20 protein-coding genes, 1 pseudogene and 1 riboswitch are annotated in these 19,810 nt (G+C 70.0%); of the genes and pseudogenes, 8 read left to right on the top strand and 13 right to left on the bottom strand.

Annotated features, from left to right (window positions below):
* Nucleotides 1-6: 6 nt before the first annotated feature.
* The 5 genes and pseudogenes from ACIBBB_RS20390 (at nucleotide 7) to ACIBBB_RS20410 (ending at nucleotide 3,092) form a co-directional block, all read left to right on the top strand.
* Nucleotides 7-810 (top strand): hypothetical protein, encoded by an 804-nt coding sequence (locus tag ACIBBB_RS20390; RefSeq protein ID WP_398983820.1) that lies wholly within the window; start codon nucleotides 7-9, stop codon nucleotides 808-810.
* 12 nt (nucleotides 811-822) lie between these two features.
* Nucleotides 823-2,079, top strand: a complete 1,257-nt coding sequence (locus tag ACIBBB_RS20395; protein ID WP_398983822.1) for a B12-binding domain-containing radical SAM protein — start codon at nucleotides 823-825, stop codon at nucleotides 2,077-2,079.
* Nucleotides 2,076-2,654: a dTMP kinase gene (locus ACIBBB_RS20400; RefSeq protein ID WP_398983969.1), complete on the top strand. Its 579-nt coding sequence runs from the start codon at nucleotides 2,076-2,078 to the stop codon at nucleotides 2,652-2,654. The genes ACIBBB_RS20395 and ACIBBB_RS20400 overlap by 4 nt, the downstream gene beginning before the upstream one ends.
* Nucleotides 2,651-2,791 (top strand): annotated as a pseudogene (locus ACIBBB_RS20405) (DNA mismatch repair protein MutT); the annotation flags it as partial. The gene ACIBBB_RS20400 and the pseudogene ACIBBB_RS20405, both read left to right, overlap by 4 nt.
* 76 nt (nucleotides 2,792-2,867) lie before the next feature.
* Entirely contained in the window at nucleotides 2,868-3,092 is a 225-nt protein-coding gene (locus tag ACIBBB_RS20410; protein WP_398983972.1) for a hypothetical protein, read from the top strand.
* A 25-nt stretch (nucleotides 3,093-3,117) separates the two neighbouring features.
* On the opposite strand, the gene ACIBBB_RS20415 is transcribed toward ACIBBB_RS20410, so the two are convergent.
* From ACIBBB_RS20415 to ACIBBB_RS20425, 3 genes are read right to left on the bottom strand one after another with little or no spacing between them, the layout of a single operon-like run.
* Complete coding sequence (locus ACIBBB_RS20415; RefSeq protein ID WP_398983824.1) at nucleotides 3,118-3,957, bottom strand: helix-turn-helix domain-containing protein; 840 nt, start codon at nucleotides 3,955-3,957, stop codon at nucleotides 3,118-3,120.
* Between the two features lie 13 nt (nucleotides 3,958-3,970).
* Nucleotides 3,971-4,243, bottom strand: a complete 273-nt coding sequence (locus tag ACIBBB_RS20420; RefSeq protein ID WP_398983826.1) for a hypothetical protein — start codon at nucleotides 4,241-4,243, stop codon at nucleotides 3,971-3,973.
* Between the two features lie 54 nt (nucleotides 4,244-4,297).
* Nucleotides 4,298-6,973, bottom strand: a complete 2,676-nt coding sequence (locus tag ACIBBB_RS20425) for a DUF6185 family protein (RefSeq protein ID WP_398983829.1) — start codon at nucleotides 6,971-6,973, stop codon at nucleotides 4,298-4,300.
* A 188-nt stretch (nucleotides 6,974-7,161) separates the two neighbouring features.
* Between ACIBBB_RS20425 and ACIBBB_RS20430 the strand changes: the two genes are divergently transcribed.
* Complete coding sequence (locus ACIBBB_RS20430; RefSeq protein WP_398983831.1) at nucleotides 7,162-7,404, top strand: DUF6411 family protein; 243 nt, start codon at nucleotides 7,162-7,164, stop codon at nucleotides 7,402-7,404.
* 81 nt (nucleotides 7,405-7,485) lie between these two features.
* On the opposite strand, the gene ACIBBB_RS20435 is transcribed toward ACIBBB_RS20430, so the two are convergent.
* From ACIBBB_RS20435 to ACIBBB_RS20460, 6 genes are all read right to left on the bottom strand, one after another.
* Complete coding sequence (locus ACIBBB_RS20435; protein WP_398983833.1) at nucleotides 7,486-8,151, bottom strand: potassium-transporting ATPase subunit C; 666 nt, start codon at nucleotides 8,149-8,151, stop codon at nucleotides 7,486-7,488.
* Between the two features lie 5 nt (nucleotides 8,152-8,156).
* The gene (kdpB, locus tag ACIBBB_RS20440; RefSeq protein ID WP_398983835.1) at nucleotides 8,157-10,316 is read right to left on the bottom strand and encodes a potassium-transporting ATPase subunit KdpB; all 2,160 of its coding nucleotides are present in this window, start codon (nucleotides 10,314-10,316) and stop codon (nucleotides 8,157-8,159) included.
* Nucleotides 10,313-11,977, bottom strand: a complete 1,665-nt coding sequence (gene kdpA / locus ACIBBB_RS20445) for a potassium-transporting ATPase subunit KdpA (RefSeq protein WP_398983837.1) — start codon at nucleotides 11,975-11,977, stop codon at nucleotides 10,313-10,315. The genes kdpB and kdpA overlap by 4 nt, the downstream gene beginning before the upstream one ends.
* Before the next feature lie 6 nt (nucleotides 11,978-11,983).
* The gene (gene kdpF, locus ACIBBB_RS20450; RefSeq protein WP_384196612.1) at nucleotides 11,984-12,073 is read right to left on the bottom strand and encodes a K(+)-transporting ATPase subunit F; all 90 of its coding nucleotides are present in this window, start codon (nucleotides 12,071-12,073) and stop codon (nucleotides 11,984-11,986) included.
* Nucleotides 12,074-12,380: 307 nt separating this feature from the next.
* Nucleotides 12,381-13,241 (bottom strand): CbtA family protein, encoded by an 861-nt coding sequence (locus tag ACIBBB_RS20455; RefSeq protein WP_398983839.1) that lies wholly within the window; start codon nucleotides 13,239-13,241, stop codon nucleotides 12,381-12,383.
* A 36-nt stretch (nucleotides 13,242-13,277) separates the two neighbouring features.
* Nucleotides 13,278-13,514, bottom strand: a complete 237-nt coding sequence (locus ACIBBB_RS20460; protein ID WP_398983841.1) for a CbtB-domain containing protein — start codon at nucleotides 13,512-13,514, stop codon at nucleotides 13,278-13,280.
* 36 nt (nucleotides 13,515-13,550) lie between these two features.
* A riboswitch (cobalamin riboswitch) is annotated at nucleotides 13,551-13,707 on the bottom strand.
* Between the two features lie 101 nt (nucleotides 13,708-13,808).
* On the opposite strand from ACIBBB_RS20460, the gene ACIBBB_RS20465 reads away from it, so the two are divergent.
* The gene (locus tag ACIBBB_RS20465) at nucleotides 13,809-14,408 is read left to right on the top strand and encodes a histidine phosphatase family protein (protein ID WP_398983844.1); all 600 of its coding nucleotides are present in this window, start codon (nucleotides 13,809-13,811) and stop codon (nucleotides 14,406-14,408) included.
* A 60-nt stretch (nucleotides 14,409-14,468) separates the two neighbouring features.
* Here the strand turns inward: ACIBBB_RS20465 and ACIBBB_RS20470 are convergent, their stop codons facing one another.
* The 3 genes from ACIBBB_RS20470 to ACIBBB_RS20480 all read right to left on the bottom strand — a co-directional run bounded on the left by ACIBBB_RS20470 (nucleotide 14,469) and on the right by ACIBBB_RS20480 (nucleotide 18,304).
* Entirely contained in the window at nucleotides 14,469-15,488 is a 1,020-nt protein-coding gene (locus ACIBBB_RS20470; RefSeq protein ID WP_398983846.1) for a hemolysin family protein, read from the bottom strand.
* Nucleotides 15,485-16,918 carry a hemolysin family protein gene (locus tag ACIBBB_RS20475; protein ID WP_398983848.1) on the bottom strand — a complete coding sequence of 478 codons (1,434 nt, stop codon included), beginning with the start codon at nucleotides 16,916-16,918 and terminating at the stop codon, nucleotides 15,485-15,487. Before ACIBBB_RS20475 ends, ACIBBB_RS20470 begins: the two co-directional genes overlap by 4 nt.
* 294 nt (nucleotides 16,919-17,212) lie before the next feature.
* Nucleotides 17,213-18,304: a PucR family transcriptional regulator gene (locus tag ACIBBB_RS20480; RefSeq protein WP_398983850.1), complete on the bottom strand. Its 1,092-nt coding sequence runs from the start codon at nucleotides 18,302-18,304 to the stop codon at nucleotides 17,213-17,215.
* A 322-nt stretch (nucleotides 18,305-18,626) separates the two neighbouring features.
* Here ACIBBB_RS20480 and ACIBBB_RS20485 point away from each other — a divergent pair, with 322 nt between their 5' ends.
* Nucleotides 18,627-19,157, top strand: a complete 531-nt coding sequence (locus ACIBBB_RS20485) for a helix-turn-helix domain-containing protein (protein WP_398983852.1) — start codon at nucleotides 18,627-18,629, stop codon at nucleotides 19,155-19,157.
* Here ACIBBB_RS20485 and ACIBBB_RS20490 read toward each other — a convergent pair.
* Nucleotides 19,151-19,792, bottom strand: a complete 642-nt coding sequence (locus ACIBBB_RS20490) for a hypothetical protein (protein WP_398983854.1) — start codon at nucleotides 19,790-19,792, stop codon at nucleotides 19,151-19,153. The genes ACIBBB_RS20485 and ACIBBB_RS20490 overlap by 7 nt on opposite strands.
* Between the last annotated feature and the right edge of the window lie 18 nt (nucleotides 19,793-19,810).

A 19,810-nucleotide genomic window follows, 5' to 3' on the forward strand; every position in this document is an offset into this window, starting at 1 on the left:
CAGTTCATGCCCGGCGTTCTGACGACCGATCACCCCGCCTGGATCGAGACGGGGGCCGGCGCCCGCGTACGAGCCGTTCGTACGGCTTCGGGTGTCTGGGTTCTGTCGTGGGATCAGGAGGGACTGCAGATGAGGTGCGTGCAGGGTGCCGAGGACGCGAAGCCGGTGTTCGTCACCACGGATCCTTCTTGTCTGCCCGGCAGCGTCCCCGACGAACTCAAAGCGGGACTTGATGATCTCGGCCCCACGCTGCGGCTGGCCAATCCCTGGCTGTGGGACGCCATCACCACCGCGATCCTGCGTCAGGTCGTACGCGCCGGGCAAGCCCGCAAGCTGTACCGGGCGTGGTGCGGCACGTTCGGCACCACCGTTGAAAGCACCACGGGTGAGCTGCCCGTCGCCCCCACCGCCGCGCGGGTTCTGGAACTGGATGACGAACAGTTCACGGAGGTCGGGGCCATGTTCCACCGCGGCGTCCTGCGGGCCGCCGCCACCCACTACGAGCGGCATCACGCCCACTGGGGGCGTATGGACTCCCGTGACCTGGTCGCGGCGCTCACGAGTGTCCCGCGCATCGGACCCTGGACCGCGGCCGCCGCCGCGGCCGACTACACCGGCGACTACAGCATCTACCCGCACGACGATCTCGCCGTGCGCACATGGGCCGCGCAGATCGCGCCCGGCCACGCCTGGCCCGGCAAGAAGGACAAGGCGTTCGGCCCGATGTGGGCGGCCATGGCCGGCCCTGACCGCACCGCCCTGCACACCCTGACGCTCTCCACACTCACCTGGGGCTCCCATGCCCGCTGACCTGGAGGACCCATGCCGCGGTTACCGCTGATCAACGGTGCCGATCCGACCCGCACGCTCGACGCGCTGTTCGTGAACGCGCCGCTGCGCGACTACGAGAAACGGCCCCGGACCAACGACTACACGCTGCCCGTACTGGGCATGGCGTACATCGCCACGTACGCGAAAGAGGTCGGCGGTTTCAACGTAGGCGTCCTCGATGCCGAAGCCCACGGTCTCGGCATCGCGGAGACAGCGAAACTCGTCAACACCGCGCAGCCCCGGTGGGCGGCGATGAACCTGCTCGCCCCGACCTACGAGATGTCCGCCCGTATCGCGGGCGGCCTCGCCCCGGACATCGCGCTCATGGCCGGCGGCCACCACGCCAAGGCCATGCCGGACCGTGTTCTGGCCGACCCGCGCATGGCCAACCTGCGAGCGCTCGTGCTCGGCGAGGGTGAACTGCGCGTTGCCGCACTCCTGGAGGACGAAGAACGCCGGCGTGACTTGCCCGGTGTCCTGTGGCGTGACCGCCTTCTCGGGACGCGTGCGGCAGGGATCCCGGTCGGTAGAACAAGTGCGCACCTGCTTGGCCCCGACATCAACGCCCTGCCGTACGTCAATCGCGCATTCCTGCCTCAGGATCCCTACCGGGCCGCGCCCACCGAGGCCGACCGCCGACTCGCGAGGAGTCGCGGTGCCGACTTCCTGACACGGGCCGCCCGCACCGGGCACCTGGAAGCCAACATCGTCGGTTCCAGGGGCTGCCCCTACAACTGCACCTTCTGCGGGGCCGCCGTCAGCGCCAACCCCGACGTCACGATCCGAGTTCGCGAGCCCGACGACATCATCGGCGAACTCGACCTGCTGCACGACGAGTACGGCGTCACGGCCTTCCGGTTCGTCGACGACCTCTTCCTCGGCGTTTCCCGCGTCATCACCACCCAGATGGCGGCCTTCACCCGGCATCGCATCGGCGAACGGTACGTATGGGACGCCACCGGACGCATCAACGTCCTGGACCGGCTCGACAACACCGGACTCGAACTGCTCGTCAACAACGGGCTCCGGGAAGTGGCCCTCGGAATCGAATCGGGAAGCGACCGCATCCTGAGCGCGATGGACAAGCGGATCGACGCCGAGATGACCGAACGCGTGACCCGCCGCCTTGTCGAACACGGCATCGGAGTGAGGGGTACTTCATCCTCGGCTTCCCCGGCGAGACCCACGAGGACATCCCCCTCGACGGCCCCAGCGGCGTCGGGAAGACCACCACCGTCCGCGCGCTGACCGGGGAACTGGCCGGACGGGGCCAGGCCGTCCACCGGACCGTGGAACCCACCACCAGTGCCCTCGGCGCCTGCATCCGCGAGCACTTCAGCCACATTGGCGGACACGCCCTTGCCTGCCTGGTCGCCGCCGATCGGTACGAACACATCGAGCACGAGATCGAGCCCCGGCTCCGCATGGGCGACACCGTCATCTGCGACCGGTACCTCGCCTCGACTCTCGTCATGCAGCAACTCGACGGCGTGCCAGTGAAGTTCCTGCTCGACCTGAACGCGCACGTCCTGATTCCGGACCTCGCCGTCATCCTGACCGCGCCCCCCGGCCTCATCGCCCAACGGATAGCCGCACGTGGCCCCCGTAACCGCTTCCATTTCGACCCGACCGCACCCAGCCGCGAAGTCGACCTGTACGACGAGACCGCTCAGACCCTCATGACGGCAAGAGTGAAGGTGCTGATCGTGAACACCGACGACGCCACTCCAACGGAGGTCGCGGCCTCAATCGCCGACGCGATCCCCCATCCATCGGTAACGTCAGTCGCCCCACCACCACCAATCACCCCCCAGGAACCATGAATCCGCACCCCGCACAACCCGTCATCGACACGCACGTCCTCCTCCGCGACGGAGACAAGCTCCTCTTCTCGCAGCGCGGAGGCCCGTACGGCTACGGCCGCTGGCACATGCCGTCCGGCAAACTCGATCAGGGCGAGCCCATGAGTGCCGGCGCCGCTCGGGAGTTGCTGGAGGAGACCGGCGTCGAGGTCGGACCCCGCCCATCTGCGGCTGGTGCATGTCGTCCACCACCGGCAGAGCGAGACCGTGGAGCGGGTCGGATTCTTCTTCGAGGCCACCGAGTGGGCCGGGGAACCCGTCAACAGAGAGCCGGCGAAATGCCTGGGGCTTCAGTGGTTCAGCGTTCATGAACTGCCTGAGGACATCATCGAGTACCCCAAGGAGGGGCTGCTCGGATACCTGGCGGGGGTCGGCGCGCTGGCGGAGCACGGCTGGTAGCCCCTGGCGGTCAAGGCCGGCGGACTCACCCCGCGTTCCGCGCGCCCGGCAACGAGGGCGCGGGCTGGCCGAGCCGGGGTCCGTTGCGGGTGCGGGGTGGGGCGAAGCGGACCTCCACCGCTTCGTCCCAGGCCGCCGCCCGTACGCCGTAGAGGCTGTTCTGGCGGACGCGTCGTGGCAGGCCGACCGGGGTGACCGCGTCGCTCAGGGTGAGCGGGACGAGGTTCGTGAGGTAACCGTCGGATGCGCGTGGATTGTCGTGAACGGTGTAGAGACTGTCGGTGGTCTCCCCCTGCTTGTGGTGGCGCCAGGCGCGGCTCCACGCGTCCTCCCACGCGCGGCGGTCCGCGTCCGGGACCTCGCACGCCCGCAGGAACGCCTGGAACTGGGCCGGGTTGTGCGGCATCGCCTGGCGGTTGACGATCCGGTGGGCCGTGCTGCGGGGCAGCGCGCCGTACTCGCCGCCCCGTTCCTCCATCGTCCGCAGCGAGGGTGAGCCGGCCTTCTCGTACAGCTCCCGCAGCCCGGCGCTCAGGTCGGCGAAGTCACGTACCAGGCCCGGGGACGGGGCGGGCGACGCGCGCCCGCCCCGGGCCGAGCGGGTCGCCTCGTATCTGGCCCGCTTCCAGAGGAGCTTGGCGTCCTCGGGGGACGCGTCGCAGGCGCGGGCGTAGGCGCGTACGGCGGAGAGCGTCGGGACGCTCGAAGCCGACGCCGTGCGCTGGAGCGTGGTGGCGTGCACCCCCGCCCGGAATGCGAGGTCGCGATAGCTCAGTCCCGCGCGTCTTCGCTGATCGCGCAGCCACTGCGCCAGACCGCGCAAGGCCCTGTTGTCGGTGACGATGGGCTTCTGAGGGCGCCCCACGGCCGCGCCGCCCTCAGACGGTCGGGCCGGGAGTCAGCAGGGCCCGTACGGCGATACGGAGCCCTTTCGCGGGAGCCGCCCTGCCGAGGGCGACGACGATGACGGCCACCAGGCCCGCCCCGGCGAGCAGTTGCAGTACGTCCATGATGGGCAGGCCCGCGAACGCGACCAGGACCGCGGCCATGACGACGATCACGATGATGACGACGGCCTCGGGGCTGTAGAGCCGACGCGGGGCCGGCGCACCGCTCTCCACGCAGGACGCGGCAGGGGGTTTCTTGTTCACGCGGTATCTCCTGATCGTCGATGCCCGGCGGCCGAAGGGCCGCCGGACGACTCCTCATGGCGAGTCCTCCGTCGACGGCCCGCCCTGCGTGCCCGTGGGGGTCTGCGGTTCGATCAGGACCATCGGGTCGTTGCCCTTCAGCTGTTGCCAGACGCCCACCAGGGCCACCACCTGGGCCACGAAGAAGGCCAGTTGGACCGAGGCCGTGCGGAGTTGGTAGATCGAGAGCAGCAGCGCCGCCTTCGTGGGCCAGTAGTGGCCCTCCTTGCGGAACGTGTCGATGTCCATCGCCACGCCCGTCGTCGTGAGGACCAGCAGGGTCAGCGCCACATCAAGTGCCCAGGTGCCGGAGGGCTGTTCGACCGCCCGGCTGATGATCCAGTACAGGCCGACCGGGGTCGCGTACACGAGGGAGAGGCCCAGGGCCTTCGCCGGGCCCCGGCGGCCGGGCAGGACGCGCCACAGCGCGCCGAGGACGAAACCCGCCGCCGCCCAGATCACCTCCGTGCCGATCACGGACTGGACGAGGGTGAGCACCCCGAACTGGTCCCTGGGTACGTTGCCCCACAGCGGCCCGCGTACATGGTTCGCCCAGAAGGAGATCGCGGTGGCCGGCAGCGCGATGACCGCGGCGAAGAACGCGGCCCGGCAGGCGTTGCTGAACCAGGTGTCGCGCGGGCCCCACGCCAGGATGAGTTCGATCGCGTCCACCGAGTCGGGCAGGGCCTTGCCGACGTGCGGGGAGGTGGTGTCTGCGGGGTTCCAGCGGTGCAAGTCGTCGAGCCTGGCCTCCAGTTCGGTCCGTTCTCCTTCCTGGTCGCCCTGCTCCCAGCGGCGCAGTTGCAGGTGGAGGTCGCGGTACTTGCGCGCGGAGTCGATCAGCCACGGACGGTCGGGCTCCCGTATCACCTCGCGCAGCGGCGTCCCCGCCCGCAGTTCCTGGGACAGCACCGAGCGGCGGCGCCCCAGGTCGAGGAGGAGGAACCCGGCGAGCACGATCAGCGGCAGGTCCAGCAAGGACGCGGGCACACCCACGTACCAGCCCGGAATCGGCACCACCGAGGTCAGGAACAGCACGGTCAGGATCAGCTTCTCCGGCAGGGGCGGCGAGACCGGAGAGGCGCCGGGAGCTTTGGACCGGGCGGCGAGTACGGCGATGAGTATCCCGTTACGGATGAGCCAGACCGCCCAGACGGAGAACGTGTCCGGCCAGTCGGAGGGGAACCAGGCCGTCGAGTTGTAGAGGTGCGCGAGATGCCAGCGGTCGTAGAACTCGTCGCCCGGACCGATGCTGAGCCAGGCCTCCTGCTCCCACGAGTTCTGCTTGGCCCATACGGCCAGAGCCACGATCGCGACAGCCGTGACCGCGGAGAGAACGAGCAACCACCAGAGCGAGCGGGCCTGTCGGGGCCTCCCCGGCAGATCACCAGGACCGGTTCGTAGCCGCCGTACCGCCGACGCCGTGCCCACCAGCCAGACGAAGGCGACACAGCAGCACGCGAGCGCGAGCCAGAGGAACCCGCCCGTGTACCGGAGGCGTTCGATGTCGGCGATGTCGTTCTCGTCGAGCCAGAAACCGGCGGGCAGCCCGAACCAGTGCGGCGCGCCCGCCATGACCACCGGGTACGCCGTGGCGACCAGGACGGCCGACAGCGCGGCGATCCGGAGCCGGCCGAAGAAGCCGTACAGGCCGAACAGACAGAAGACCGCGCCACCGCACGCGGCGAGCCCAAAATGGATGGCGGTCCGGTGCTCCGGCCACCAGTCGAGCACCCCGTAGTCGCCGGCGAGGCTGGGGGCCACGTCGTCGACTTCGTAGACCAGCGCCACGGCGAACGCGACGAACGCCCAGAGCAGGAGATCGCGCCGGGCGCTCCTCTCGTCGGCCGTCTCCCGGGACGACGCCGGGGCGGCCTCCTCGGCGGGCGTCCGCGGAGGAGACGCCGGTGTACGGCGGAGTCTGCGCACCAGGAGCAACACGACGGGGAAGACGGCGAGTTCCCAGGCCAGCCAGGTCACGGACGGCACCAGGTACCAGGGCTTCTCGCCCCACCCCGTTATCAGGGCCTTCATCGCCGGTGGCTGGACGGCGATCCGTACCTCGGGCGGCTCGCCGCCGGCCTTGGCCCGGACCCAGGTCAGACGGGTGGTGGTTCCCTTGGTCGGGGTCGGGGACATGGTGCGCGCCGCGCGCCCGCCGAGGTCGACCGTGATCTCCCGCCACCACGCCTTGCCGAGGGCTGGCGGATGCACCAGGGCCAGCGTCCAGAATCGCTTCCCCACGGTGATGCGCCAGGGGCCGAAGTCCCGGTCGCGCCGGTCGTACACGTACGTGACGGCCCGCTGCCGTACCGTGATCCACTTCGCCTCGACCGTCACCTTGGGCGGCCAGGGGCGCGCCTCCGTGTCGCGGTACGGATAGGGGTCGTCCGGGTAGCGCAGCACACACCGCATGGCGGACCGGTAGCGCTCGGTGTCCCCGTTCAGCAGCAGATTCCGCGCGAGCCTCCAGGTCTTCGGCACCTGGACCACGAGATCGGTCTCCGCCTTGGTGTAGTCCTCGCCGTCGTGCTTGAGGCGCACCGAGGTGGTGACCCGCGCGGTCTTCAACTGCCCCGACAGGCAACTGTCCTCGGCCTCCGGCGCGGCGGCCGAAGCCTTGTCGGCGGCGCCGAACGACGACAGCACCAGCAGTCCCGTGAAGACGAACAGCAGCAGCGCTCGCCGCATCCCCTGCCCCCCGCGGCAGTCAACCGGTTCAACGAATCTTCGGATCAACGGAGATGCAGAGTAACCGGCAACAGCGGCCAGGGCCATCGCACCGCGTATGCGGACAACCCGGGGGTACCCGAACCACAACGGCGCTCCCGGCGCCTGTGGGCCATGAAGGCCATGAACCCTACGCAAGGAGTCCGCACATGATGATCGTCGGCATCGTTGCCGTCTGCGCAGTACTCCTGGTGCTCGCCTTCCTGCTCCCCCGTCTGTCGCGCCACCCACAACGTGGCGCTCAGCGCACCCTGGGAGCCGGCGGACAGGCCACGGGCAAGGCTCCTGGCGCGCTCGGCAGGCTCCTGCGCAAGCCCTTCAGCAGCAGTTCCCGCGCGGTCGGCCGCAGCGGGTCCGCCGGACGGCGCACCCGCGGGCGGCTGCCCTTCTGACCCGGCCGAGCCCCGGACATGTGTGATGCCCGCCGGATTCCGGCGGGCATCACACATGTCGGGCCGTGCCCCCGTCGCCCGCTACTTCGCCTCAAGTGCCTTCAGTGCGATGTTGAGTTCGAGGACGTTGACTCGTGGTTCGCCGATGAAGCCGAGGATGCGGCCGTCCGTATGGTCGTTGACGAGTTTCTGTACCTGCGCGACGTCGAGGTTGTTGAGTTTCGCGACGCGGTTGACCTGGATGTCGGCGTACTCGGGGGAGATCGCCGGGTCCAGGCCGGAGCCGGAGGAGGTGACCGCGTCCGGGGGGACGTCGGACGGCTTGATCGTGTGGCCGTCGACGGAGTTGTCCTTGACGACGGCGGCTTTGGCGTCCTTGATCCACTGGATGAGTTCTTCGTTGTCGCCGGCGCGGTTGGTGGCGCCGGAGAGGATGAGTTGGTACTGGGTGTTGACGCTGTTGGTGCCGAGCCCGTTCGACGGGCGCGGCTGGAACCACTTCAGGTCGGGCTCGGGGGTCTCCTGGCCGTCTTTGAGGGGCAGGTCGTAGCGCTGGCCGATGAGGGAGGACCCGACGGTCTTGCCGTCCGCTTTGATTTCGGAGCCGTTGGCCTGGTGGTGGAAGAGGCCCTGGCCGATGCCCATGACGGCGAGGGGGTAGATCACGCCGCAGATGATGCTCAGGACGAGCAGGGCGCGCAGGCCGGCGCCGAGGAGGCGGGCGGTGCTTCTGGCGGTGGTGTTCATGGGCGTCAGCCGATTCCGGGGATGAGGGAGATGAGGAGGTCGATGAGTTTGATGCCGGCGAAGGGGGCGATGAGGCCGCCGACGCCGTAGAGGCCGAGGTTGCGGCGCAGCATCCGGTCGGCGCTCATGGGGCGGTAGCGCACACCGCGCAGGGCCAGGGGCACGAGGGCGATGATGATGAGGGCGTTGAAGATGACGGCGGAGAGGATCGCGGACTCGGGGGAGGACAGGTTCATGATGTTGAGCTTGTCCAGGCCCGGATAGACGACGGCGAACATGGCGGGGATGATCGCGAAGTATTTCGCGACGTCGTTGGCGATGGAGAACGTCGTCAGCGCACCGCGGGTGATGAGGAGCTGTTTGCCGATCTCGACGATCTCGATGAGTTTGGTGGGGTTGGAGTCGAGGTCGACCATGTTCCCGGCCTCTTTCGCGGCCGAGGTACCGGTGTTCATCGCGACACCCACGTCGGCCTGGGCCAGTGCGGGGGCGTCGTTGGTGCCGTCGCCGGTCATCGCGACGAGTTTCCCGCCGGCCTGCTCACGGCGGATGAGGGCCATCTTGTCCTCGGGGGTGGCCTCGGCGAGGAAGTCGTCGACACCGGCCTCCTCCGCGATCGCACGCGCGGTCAGCGGGTTGTCACCGGTGATCATCACGGTCTTGATGCCCATCCGGCGCAGCTCCTCGAACCGCTCCCGCATCCCCTCCTTCACCACATCCTTCAGATGGATCACACCCAGAACCCGCGCCCCCTGCCCGTCCTGAACAGCGACGAGCAGCGGCGTACCACCGTCCTGCGAGATGCGGTCGGTCAGGATGTGCGCGTCCGGCGCTACCCGGCCGCCGTGCTCCTCGACCCACGCGACGACCGAACCGGCCGCGCCCTTACGGACCTTGCGCGCGGCTCCGTCCTCCACGATGTCGACACCCGACATACGGGTCTGCGCCGTGAACGGCACCCATTCCGCGCCGGTGAGTTCGCCCTGCGCGCGCTCCCTCAGGTCGTAGGTCTGCTTGGCGAGTACGACGACGGAGCGGCCTTCGGGTGTCTCGTCGGCCAGCGAGGAAAGCTGCGCGGCATCCGCCAGCTCGACGGCGGTGACGCCTTCGACGGGGAGGAAGGCCGCCGCTTGGCGGTTGCCGAGGGTGATGGTGCCGGTCTTGTCGAGGAGCAGTGTCGAGACGTCGCCCGCCGCTTCGACGGCGCGTCCGGACATGGCCAGGACGTTGCGCTGGACGAGGCGGTCCATGCCCGCGATACCGATCGCGGAGAGGAGTGCGCCGATCGTGGTGGGGATGAGACAGACGAGGAGTGCGGTGAGCACGATCATCGACTGCTCGGCGCCGGCGTAGATCGCGAACGGCTGGAGGGTCACCACGGCGAGGAGGAAGACGATGGTGAGGGACGCGAGGAGGATGTTCAGCGCGATCTCGTTGGGGGTCTTCTGCCGGGCCGCGCCTTCGACCAGGGCGATCATGCGGTCGATGAACGTCTCGCCGGGCTTCGTCGTGATCTTGACGACGATCCGGTCGGAGAGGACCTTCGTGCCGCCGGTGACCGCGCTGCGGTCACCGCCCGACTCCCGGATGACGGGAGCCGATTCGCCGGTGATGGCGGATTCGTCGACGGAGGCGACGCCTTCGACGACGTCGCCGTCTCCGGGGATGATGTCGCCGGCCTCGCACACGACGAGGTCGCCGATGCGCAGGTCGGTGCCCGGGACGTGTTCCTCGCCGGGACCGGTGAGGCGGCGGGCGACGGAGTCGGTCTTGGCCTTGCGCAGGGTGTCGGCCTGGGCCTTGCCGCGGCCTTCGGCGACGGCTTCGGCGAGGTTGGCGAAGATCGTGGTCAGCCACAGCCAGGCGGTGATGGCCCAGCCGAACCAGTCGCCGGGGTCGGAGATCGCCAGCGCGGTGGTGAGGACCGAGCCGACCTCGACCACGAACATCACCGGTGATTTGACCATCACCCGCGGGTCGAGCTTCCGCAGCGCGTCGGGGAACGACTTCAGCAGCTGCTTGGGGTCGAACAGACCCCCGCCGACACGGCCGTCCTGCGGACGGTGCGAGGTCGGCACGTCCGAGTGCGGGGCCCGCGAGGGACCGAGCCCCGAGCCGGAGCCGGGGCCCGGGTCGGGCGCGGAGGTGGAAGTGGAGGTGCTCATGACGCGAGTCCTTCGGCGAGCGGTCCCAGCGCGAGGGCGGGGAAGTAGGTCAGACCGGCGACGATCATGATCGTGCCGACGAGGAGCCCGCTGAAGAGCGGTTTGTCGGTACGCAGGGTGCCCGCGGTCATCGGTACCGGTTTCTGTTCGGCCAGCGAACCGGCCAGGGCCAGGACGAACACCATCGGCAGGAAACGCCCCAGGAGCATCGCGATACCGATCGAGGTGTTGAACCACTGCGTGTCCGCGTTCAGCCCGGCGAAAGCCGAACCGTTGTTGTTCGCACCCGACGTATACGCGTACAGAATCTCCGAGAACCCGTGCGCACCGCTGTTCGTCATCGAATTCGCGGGGGTGTCCATCGCCATCGCGACAGCGGTGAAACACAGCACCAGTGCCGGGGTGATGAGGATGTAGCACGCGGCGAATTTGATTTCCCTCGTGCCGATCTTCTTGCCCAGGTACTCCGGTGTCCGCCCGACCATCAGCCCGGCGAGGAACACCGCGATGACCGCCATGATCAGAATCCCGTACAGCCCCGACCCCACACCACCCGGCGCGATCTCACCCAGTTGCATACCGAGCATGGCGATACCGCCGCCGAAGCCGGTGTACGAGGAGAGGAACGAATTCACCGCACCCGTGGAGGTGAGGGTCGTCGCTACGGAGAAGATTGACGACGCGCCGATTCCGAAGCGGGTCTCCTTGCCCTCCGTCGCACCCCCGGCCAGATCGAACGCCGGCCCGCCGTGATGGAACTCCGTCCACATCATCAGCGCGGTGAACACGATCCAGATCGTCACCATCGCCGCGAGGATCGCGTACCCCTGCTTCACACTCCCCGCCATCCGCCCGAACGTCCGCGTCAGCGACAGCGGAATCAGCAGGATCAGGAAGATCTCCAGCAGGTTCGACAGCCCGTTGGGATTCTCGAACGGATGGGCGGAGTTGGCGTTGAAGTACCCGCCGCCGTTGGTGCCCAGCTCCTTGATCGCCTCCTGCGAGGCGACCGCGCCGCCGTTCCACTGCTGGGCGCCGCCCGTGAACTGGCCGACCTCATGGATCCCCGCGAAGTTCTGGATCGCCCCGCAGGCGACCAGGAGTACGGCTCCGACCACCGCGATCGGCAGCAGGATACGGACGGTGCCCCGCACCAGATCCGCCCAGAAGTTCCCCAGCTCACCCGTGCGGTGCCGGGCGAAGCCCCGCACCAGCGCGACCGCCACGGCCATACCCACGGCGGCGGACAGGAAGTTCTGCACCGCCAGCCCGCCGGTCTGCACCACATGGCCCATGGCCTGCTCGCCGTAGTACGACTGCCAGTTGGTGTTGGACACGAACGAGACCGCGGTGTTGAACGCCTGGTCCGGGTCGATCGAGGAGAAACCCAGCGACCCGGGCAGACTGCCCTGGACCCGCTGCATCGCGTACAGGAACAGCACACTCACCAGCGAGAAACCGAGGACACCGCGCAGATAGGCGGGCCAGCGCATCTCGGTGGCGGGATTGGCGCCCACAGCCCGGTAGATCCATTTCTCGACCCGCAGATGCTTCGGGGAGGAATAGACACCGGCCATGTAGTCGCCGAGCGGTCGGTATGCCAGGGCCAGCGCCACCATCAGCGCGAGCAGCTGAAGCACACCGGCAAGGACGGGGCTCATCAGGGCTCAGAACCTCTCCGGGAACAGAAGGGCGAGGACGAGATAGCCCAGCAGAACAACAGCGATGACGAGACCGACAACGTTCTCCGCGGTCACAGCTTCGTCACCCCCTTGGCAACGAAAGCCACCAGCGCGAACAACACGATCGTGGTGACGACGAAGGCCAGATCGGCCATCGCGAGCTCCTGAAAAGGTCGGGAAATCATGGACCTCTAGAGGAAAGCCTCTTTTCTCCGGAACACGAGTGACGTTGACGGGTCCCATACGGCTGGATCGGTGCGGTTAACGGATCTCATACACGGATGGCCCATACATGACTTGCGCCCGGCAGGAATCCTGCCGGGCGCGAGTCGTGAGAGCGACCTGTCGTCTTCCTCGGGTCTCCCCCGGGCTCCTCCGCGCGTCAGCCGGCGCGTGCGGCCGGCGCACCCGTTACGGCCTCCGGCCCCCGCCCGTCCGCCTGAGCGTCCACGGGACGCAGTACGCGCTCCGCCAGCGCGCCGAAGATCAGCCCGAAGGCTGTCCACAGCAGCGCCTGCACGCCCAGGGAGGCCAGCCTGAACTCCCAGAGCAGCGCGGCCGGGAAGGTCTCCTTGACCGCGTCGGTGTTGGCGGGCAGCAGCAGACAGGCCAGGGCCATGACCACCACATAGCCGCCGCCCGCGGCGACGGTCGCGTTCCAGTTGCCGAGCGCCGGCGCGAGCCGCCGTCCGGCGATGACGGCGATGACGGCGACCAGCACGCTGAGCGCGATCATCAGGAAGAAGAGCGTCGTGCGCTTGCCGATGGTGTCGGGATTGCCCACGGCGGGTGGCGTCGCGGGGTATTTGAGGAACGGCACCAGATAGACGGTGGTGAAGGCGGCGCCCGCGACCAGTGCGGCCGTCGCCCGGGGGCGGAGCCGGCCGACCCGGCCCAGACAGATGGCGAAGGCCAGGGAGGCGATGCCGCCCAGGGCCACGCCGTAGACGAGGACGCCGGTCGCGAGACCGAAGGTCGACTGGACCGGCCGCGTGACCAGTTCCTCCTCTTCCTCGGCGGGCGCGGCAGGCGCACCCGCCGCGTCGGACGCGTCGGACGCGTCGGACGCGCCGGACGCGCCGTCGTGCTCATGCGCCGGCGCGGACTGCGACTCCTCCAGGGCGATGGAGGAGTCGATGGACGGCTCCCCCACCACGTAGGCGAGCGCGAAGGCGAGCAGTCCGGCGACGACGCCCGCGATCATGCCGCGGACCAGAAGGGTTCTGACGGTGGACGTTTGCATGGCGATGTTCTCCGAGGGTGGCCTCCGTCCGTGAGATCAGTGGCAGGGGAAGCCGAGCAGATGACGGCCGTCGTGCACCCACTCGTGCACCCCCGCCCCGGAGAACACCGACGTCGCGCCCTGTTCGGCACCGACGAAGTACAGCAGCACCAGCATCAGCGTGCCCACGAAGACAGCCCAGGGCAGAACCGCCCGCAGGGGCAAGGGAGTCAGGGGCGATATCGCTGATCCGGCGGGTGAAGAAACGGCCGGGGGCGCAATGGACTCAGCCACGGCACAACCTCCTTGGGAACTCGCGTCCCGTTCAGTGGAGCTCGCACGACGACCATCGGGTCTGACTCACCGGGCCTCCTCGCCGCGCGTACGCGGTGGCTGCTCGGCATACAGTGGCGCGACCGTGCCGGAATCTCACCGGACTTCCGTCTTGCCGTCGTGATATCGACGTGAACGTACCGCGATCGGGCAGGTGGGCCAAGAGGGCACTCGTCCCTCGCCCCGGCCCCGGGCCGGCGCGGGAGTTGAGCGGCGCGGGCGGCGTCCCGTGAACGTACGACCCTGGAGAGCCCGATGACCACACGCGTGACGTTGATCTCACCGGCGCTCAGCACCGCCTTGCGCGAGGCGCGTTTCGCCGACGGTCCGCTGGACGCGACCGGGCTGCGCCAGGCCGAGGCCGTACGGGGCGCGCACGCCGTCGCCGAACAGCGGGCCACCGCGGACCGGGTGTTCGCGTCCCCCTCGGTGCGCTGCCGTCAGACGGCCGAGGCGCTCGGCCTGGTCGCGGAGCCCCTGCCCGAACTGCGCACCTGCGCGATGGGCCGCTGGCGCGGGAAGCGGCTGGACGAGGTCAGCGCCACCGAGCCGCAGGCGGTCGCCGCCTGGCTGGCCGACCCGACGGCGTCGCCGCACGGCGGGGAGTCGCTGAAGGCGCTGCACAGCCGGCTCGGCCACTGGCTCGACGCGCTGGGCGTCGACGCGCGCCGCGAATCGGCGCGCGTCCTCGCCGTGGCCGAGCCCGATGTCGTACGCGCGCTGATTGTGCACGCGATCGGCGCGCCGATGCAGGTGTTCTGGCGTATCGACGTACAGCCGCTGACGGTCACGGAGTTGAGCGGGCGGAACGGCCGCTGGAATCTGCGCAGCGGCCGTCCCCTGCAAAGTGGTTGACCCTGAGGGCCCCTGAGGGCCCGTGAGCACCCCGAGCACCCGCCGGCGAAGGGCGCGGGGTCACGCCGCCGCGGCCGGTCCCACCAGTTCACCGAGCACGTCCTCCATGGTCACGAAGCCCAGCACCGTGCCCGCCTCGCCCGTCACGGCCGCGAGATGGCTGTCGGCCGCCCGCAGCGCGGTGAGCGTGTCGTCCAGCGGGGTGTCGATCCGGACCCGCGTCACCGCGTGCAGGGTCGCGCGCGGAAACGGCTTGGTCCGGTCGGCGACACCGAGGGTGTCCTTGATGTGCAGATAGCCCAGGACGGCACCGGCGGGCCCGGTGACCGGTATCCGCGAGAAGCCGGCCGACGAGGCGATCCGCTCCAGCTGTTCGGGCGTCACCCGGTGGTCGACGGTGACCATCCGGCGCAGCGGTACGAGGAGTTCGCCGACCGGGCGGGTACCCAGCTCAAGCGCGTCCCGCAGCCGCTCGCCGTCGGCCGGTGAGAGCAGCCCCGCCTCGCTGGAGACGGCGACCATACGGGCGAGTTCGTCGTCGTTGAAGACGGCGGCGACCTCGTTCTTGGGCTCCACCTTGATCAGCCGGAGCAGGACGTTGGCGAACGCGTTGATGCCGAAGATCAGCGGACGCAGCGCGCGCGTCAGCGCGACCAGCGGCGGACCGAGCAGGAGCGCCGTCCTGCTGGGCGCGGCGAGCGCGATGTTCTTCGGGACCATCTCGCCGAACAGCATGTGCAGATACGTGGCAACGGTCAGCGCGATCACGAACGCGATCGGGTGCACCAGGGCCTCGGGCACCCGCGCCGCCTCGAAGCCGGGCTCCAGCAGGTGCGCGATGGCCGGTTCGGCCACGGCGCCGAGGACCAGCGAGGAGACGGTGATGCCGAGCTGGGCCGTGGCCATCATGGCCGACAGGTGCTCCAGCCCGTACAGCACCGTGTGCGCCCGCTTGTCGCCCTTGCGGGCGTGCGGCTCGATCTGGCTACGGCGGACGGCGATGAGGGCGAACTCGGCGCCGACGAAAAAGGCGTTGGTCAGCAGCGTCAGTGCGCCGATGACGAGTTGCAGGGTGGTCATCGGGCGTCTCCGGCGTACTGGCGCGAGGGGTTGTCGGTGTCGTGTGCGGGAAGCCCGCGGGCCGTTCCGGGCCTGGGCAGCCGCCCGGAGACCGGGTCCGGCTCCGCGTCCGTCCCGGCCGCGAGGGCGCGCGCCGGCTCGGTGACGCGCACGCGGTCCGCGCGGTGGTGCTCGATGTCCAGGACATCCAGCCGCCACCCGTCCAGCTCGACGGTGTCACCCTCGACGGGGATGCGCGCCAGGCGGGCCGCGACGAGTCCGGCGACGGTCTCGTACGGTCCCTCCGGGGCGACCAGCCCGATCCGCGCCAGCTCGTCGATCCGTACGCTGCCGTCCGCCTCCCAGGTCGCGAGCCCGGCCGCGTTCGGCGGCGCGGGCAGCAGGTCGGGGGTCTCGACGGGGTCGTGCTCGTCGCGTACCTCGCCGACGACCTCCTCGACGATGTCCTCCATGGTGGCCACACCGGCCGTGCCGCCGTACTCGTCGATGACGACGGCCATCGTGCGCGAGGCGCGCAGCCGGTCCAGCAGCCGGTCGGCGGTCAGGGTGTCGGGCACCAGCAGCGGCTCGCTGGCCAGCTCGGTGACGGACACCCGGGCGCGCCGCTCCGGATCCAGGGCGAGGACGTCACGGATATGGACCGTGCCGATCACCTCGTCCAGGGTGTCGCGGTAGACGGGGAAGCGGGAGAGGCCGGTGGCGTACGTGAGGTTGGCCGCGTCGGCCGCTGTCGCGCCGGCCTCCAGCGCCTGGACGTCGATACGGGGCGTCATCACGTTCTCGGCGGTCAGCTCGCCGAGGCGCAGTGTCCGTACGAACAGCTCGGCCGAGTCCTGCTCCAGCGCACCCTCGGCGGCGGAGTGCCTGGCCAGCGAGATCAGCTCGTCCGGGGTACGGGCGGAGGCCAGCTCGTCGGTGGGCTCCAGGCCCATCCGCCGGACAAAACGATTCGCCGTGCTGTTCAGATGCCGGATGAGCGGGCCGAAGGCGGCGGTGAAGCCGCGCTGCGGGCCCGCGACGACCTTGGCGACGGCCAGCGGCCGCGAGATCGCCCAGTTCTTGGGGACCAGCTCGCCGATGACCATCAGCACGACCGTGGAGATCACGACGCCCAGAATCGTGGCCACGACCGAGGCGGCCGAGCCGAGGCCGACGGCCACCAGCGGCCCGCGCAGCAGCACGGCCATGGACGGCTCGGCGAGCATGCCGATGACCAGGGAGGTGACGGTGATGCCCAGCTGCGCGCCGGACAACTGGAACGTGAGGCGTCGGACGGCCTTCAGGGCGCCTTCGGCGCCGCGCTCACCGGCGGCGGCGGCGCGCTCCAGGCTGTCGCGCTCGACGGTGGTCAGGGAGAACTCGGCGGCCACGAAGACGGCACAGGCGAGGGTCAGCCCGAGGGCGATCAGGAGAAGCAAGATCTCGGTCACCGTGCCACCCCCGCTCCGCCGGTCTGCTGTCGTGGAGAGGAACTGGCACGGCTGGTACTAGGAGGCTCCATCGTGGAACTGCTGCTTCCTTCTTGGTCGGTCGGGTGTCCCCGCCGTGATCGGCCAGGAGGGACGGAATCATGGTAAAGGAATGGCAAATGGAATGGGAGTGCCCAGAACGGTCACCAAGAGTGACTGACGTCACTCCTTCCCTTGATCCAGCGGAGTTCGCCGTACGAGGCCCTGGACCGTGGGCCCCTCCATAGTGCCTGGGGCACGCGCGGGCCGGAATGCTCAGAAGTCCTTCGCCGGCCAGTCCAGCAGCCGCGCGCCGATCACGGCCGTCTGGAGCGTGTAACGGTGCAACGGCTCCGCCGGGTCCGACCCGGTGAGTTTGTGTATGCGCTCCAGCCGGTACGTCAGCGCGCGCACGCTCAGATTGAGCCGCCGCGCCGCCTGCGCGGCCACACACCCCGCGTCGAAGTACGCCGTCAACGTGTCCAGCAGCGGTCGAGCTCCGCCGCGCGCCTCCTCAAGAGGGCCGAGCGCGCTGCGTACGAGATCGGTCAGCGCCTCCCGGTCCCGGCTCAGCACCGGGTAGACCAGCAGATCGTCCGCGCGGAGCACCGGCTCCTCCAGCCCCATCCGGTCGGCGAGGTCGTGCGCGTTGAGGGCTTCCTCGTACGACTGCACCACCCCGCCCGCCCCCGGGTGCGCGCGCCCGATGGCGACCCGCCCGCCGTCCGTCGCCGCGTGGGCCTGCTTCGCGAAGTAGGTGAGGACGTCCCCCTGGTCGGCCGGCGCGACGCAGATGAGCCGCCCGTCCTTGGTGGTCAGCAGGATGCGGCGGTCGCCGAAGCGGGAGACGAGGGCGAGTTCGACGTTCCGGGCGGCGGGGTCCGTCTCCGCGTACGCGGCCTCCCCGACGGCCACGGCCACCGCGTGCGCGTGGGAGAGCTGGAGCCCGAACCGTCCGGCCCTCTCGGCGAGCCTGCCCAGGTCGCTGCGTCCGTGCAGCAGGTCGTCGATGAACTCGCGCCGGGACGCCTCCTCGCGGCGTACGGCGATCCGCTGGGCCCGCTCGTACCCCTCGGCGAACGCGTCGACGGCCTGCTCGACGGCGGCGAGGACACTGTCGGCGGACGCCGCGCTCGCCGACGAGACGGGCCAGGCGGCGCGGGTGGCGGTCAGATGCCGGCTGACGAGGGCCCGCAGGCCGTGCCCGGCCTCGGCGGCCTGCTCGCCCAGTGCGCGGCGCGAGTCGAGTTCGTCGCGGGTGAGGCGGCGACCGGTCACCGAGACGTCGGAGAGAATCCGGTCGTAGCCGGTCAGGTACTCCTGGAAGGGTCCCTGGTCCGTGGTCCGGCCTGTCGTCTGATCCGCCATCCGGGCACCCGGCTTCCTGATCTGTCCTGACGCGTTCTTAACGCGGGTGCCATCCAGCTTGTCAGAGCCCGATTCGGCGACGGCACCCGGCATTAAGGACGCGTAAAGATTGCCGGGATCCGGCAGTGCGCGCGCGGCCCGGCGGGTGACAGGATCGGACCACGGAAAACGGGGGACGGATTCCGGTGCCGGAGTGCGCGCACTCGCACTCCGGCATCCGGAGCCGGTCCGACGGCGGCTCGTACGGATCGCACGACTCGTACGACACGTACGGCCGCCGCACACTTCCCCCCCTCCGGACCGAACGCGCCACGCGCGGCCCGTGTCCGAGTGGTCGGGGCGGCGGGTGCCGATCGCCGAGGTGCTGCCCGCGACGGACGCGGACGTCGTCGCCGCGATCCTGGATCCTCCTGAGGAGGACGCGCGGGTCGCCGCGCTCGACACGTATCTGCTGGGTCTGGGCGCGCGGCCGGACCCGCGGGCGGACGAGGCGATGAGGGTGGTCGGCCTGGTCGGTGAGGATTTTACGATCCGGCGGGCGGCGGAACTGGCGTCGGCGGCAGGCATCTCGGCGCGCTCGTCGCAGCGGCTGCTCGCCACGTACGTGGGGGTCGGACCGAAGTGGGTCATCCTCCGGCACCGTATCCACGAGGCGCTGGAGCGCGCCGAGGCGGACGAGGAGCTCGACTGGGCCGGGCTGGCCGCCGAGTTGGGCTACAGCGACCAGGCGCATCTGGTGCGGGACTTCACGGCGACGGTGGGCGTGCCGCCGACGGCGTACGCCCGCGGTCCAGTAGGCCGGCGGAGCCCGGGGGTCCCTCCGGACCTCCCTGCCGTCCGCCCGGATCAGTAGGTCTCGGTCGCGGCGACCACGCCCAGGCCGTGCGCGGCGGCGTACCGGAGCACCCGCAGCGGTCCGGCCAGTAGTCCGGCCGTGTCGAACTCCCCCTCCGGCGCGTCCGTCATGGCGTACACCCACGCGTCGACGCGCGCCAGCACCTCCGTACGACGTCCTCCCGTCACGGCCAGCACGGACTCGGCACCCGGGAGCACGGCCCGCACCTCGTCGGCGGTGAGGAGGAAGTCCCCGAACCAGCCCGGGAGCCGGGCCGACGCCTCGGCTCCGAGGCCGTGGTGGAGCGCGGTCGCGGGCTCCCCCTTCCGGACGGCCTCGACGAACAGCCCGTCCGGATCGCTCCCCCGGGCAGCCGCGTGACGCAGCAGATCCGTCGCCGCGTCCTTCATGGCGGCCACGGCGGGCGCGGTGGGACCGCCGCCACGCGCGAACGCGGCGAAGCGGTGGGCGGCAGGGGTCGGTTCCGGTGTGAAGTACGGCTCGCGGTCACCGCCGCCCAGCCACCAGCGCAGATCGTCGGCGCAGCCGTCCGGGACGGTCCAGGTCTCGTCGAGATGGGCGAACCTGCGCGGCAGGGCGACGACCTCGGCGTCGGGTACGGCGCCGACCGACCAGACACCGGTGTAGCTCACGCGACCGCACCTCCAGCT

It is taken from the genome of Streptomyces sp. NPDC051217 (genome assembly GCF_044455465.1).
In the GTDB taxonomy this organism is placed as follows: domain Bacteria; phylum Actinomycetota; class Actinomycetes; order Streptomycetales; family Streptomycetaceae; genus Streptomyces.

What these genes read in the sequence shown, in the direction of transcription:
- ACIBBB_RS20390 (WP_398983820.1), top strand. Translation starts at nt 7, where the DNA reads ATGCCCGGCGTTCTGACGACCGATCACCCCGCCTGGATCGAGACGGGG.
- ACIBBB_RS20395 (WP_398983822.1), top strand. Translation starts at nt 823, where the DNA reads ATGCCGCGGTTACCGCTGATCAACGGTGCCGATCCGACCCGCACGCTC.
- ACIBBB_RS20425 (WP_398983829.1), bottom strand. Translation starts at nt 6,973, where the DNA reads ATGCGGCGAGCGCTGCTGCTGTTCGTCTTCACGGGACTGCTGGTGCTG.
- ACIBBB_RS20430 (WP_398983831.1), top strand. Translation starts at nt 7,162, where the DNA reads ATGATGATCGTCGGCATCGTTGCCGTCTGCGCAGTACTCCTGGTGCTC.
- ACIBBB_RS20435 (WP_398983833.1), bottom strand. Translation starts at nt 8,151, where the DNA reads ATGAACACCACCGCCAGAAGCACCGCCCGCCTCCTCGGCGCCGGCCTG.
- kdpB (WP_398983835.1), bottom strand. Translation starts at nt 10,316, where the DNA reads ATGAGCACCTCCACTTCCACCTCCGCGCCCGACCCGGGCCCCGGCTCC.
- kdpA (WP_398983837.1), bottom strand. Translation starts at nt 11,977, where the DNA reads ATGAGCCCCGTCCTTGCCGGTGTGCTTCAGCTGCTCGCGCTGATGGTG.
- ACIBBB_RS20455 (WP_398983839.1), bottom strand. Translation starts at nt 13,241, where the DNA reads ATGCAAACGTCCACCGTCAGAACCCTTCTGGTCCGCGGCATGATCGCG.
- ACIBBB_RS20465 (WP_398983844.1), top strand. Translation starts at nt 13,809, where the DNA reads ATGACCACACGCGTGACGTTGATCTCACCGGCGCTCAGCACCGCCTTG.
- ACIBBB_RS20470 (WP_398983846.1), bottom strand. Translation starts at nt 15,488, where the DNA reads ATGACCACCCTGCAACTCGTCATCGGCGCACTGACGCTGCTGACCAAC.
- ACIBBB_RS20480 (WP_398983850.1), bottom strand. Translation starts at nt 18,304, where the DNA reads ATGGCGGATCAGACGACAGGCCGGACCACGGACCAGGGACCCTTCCAG.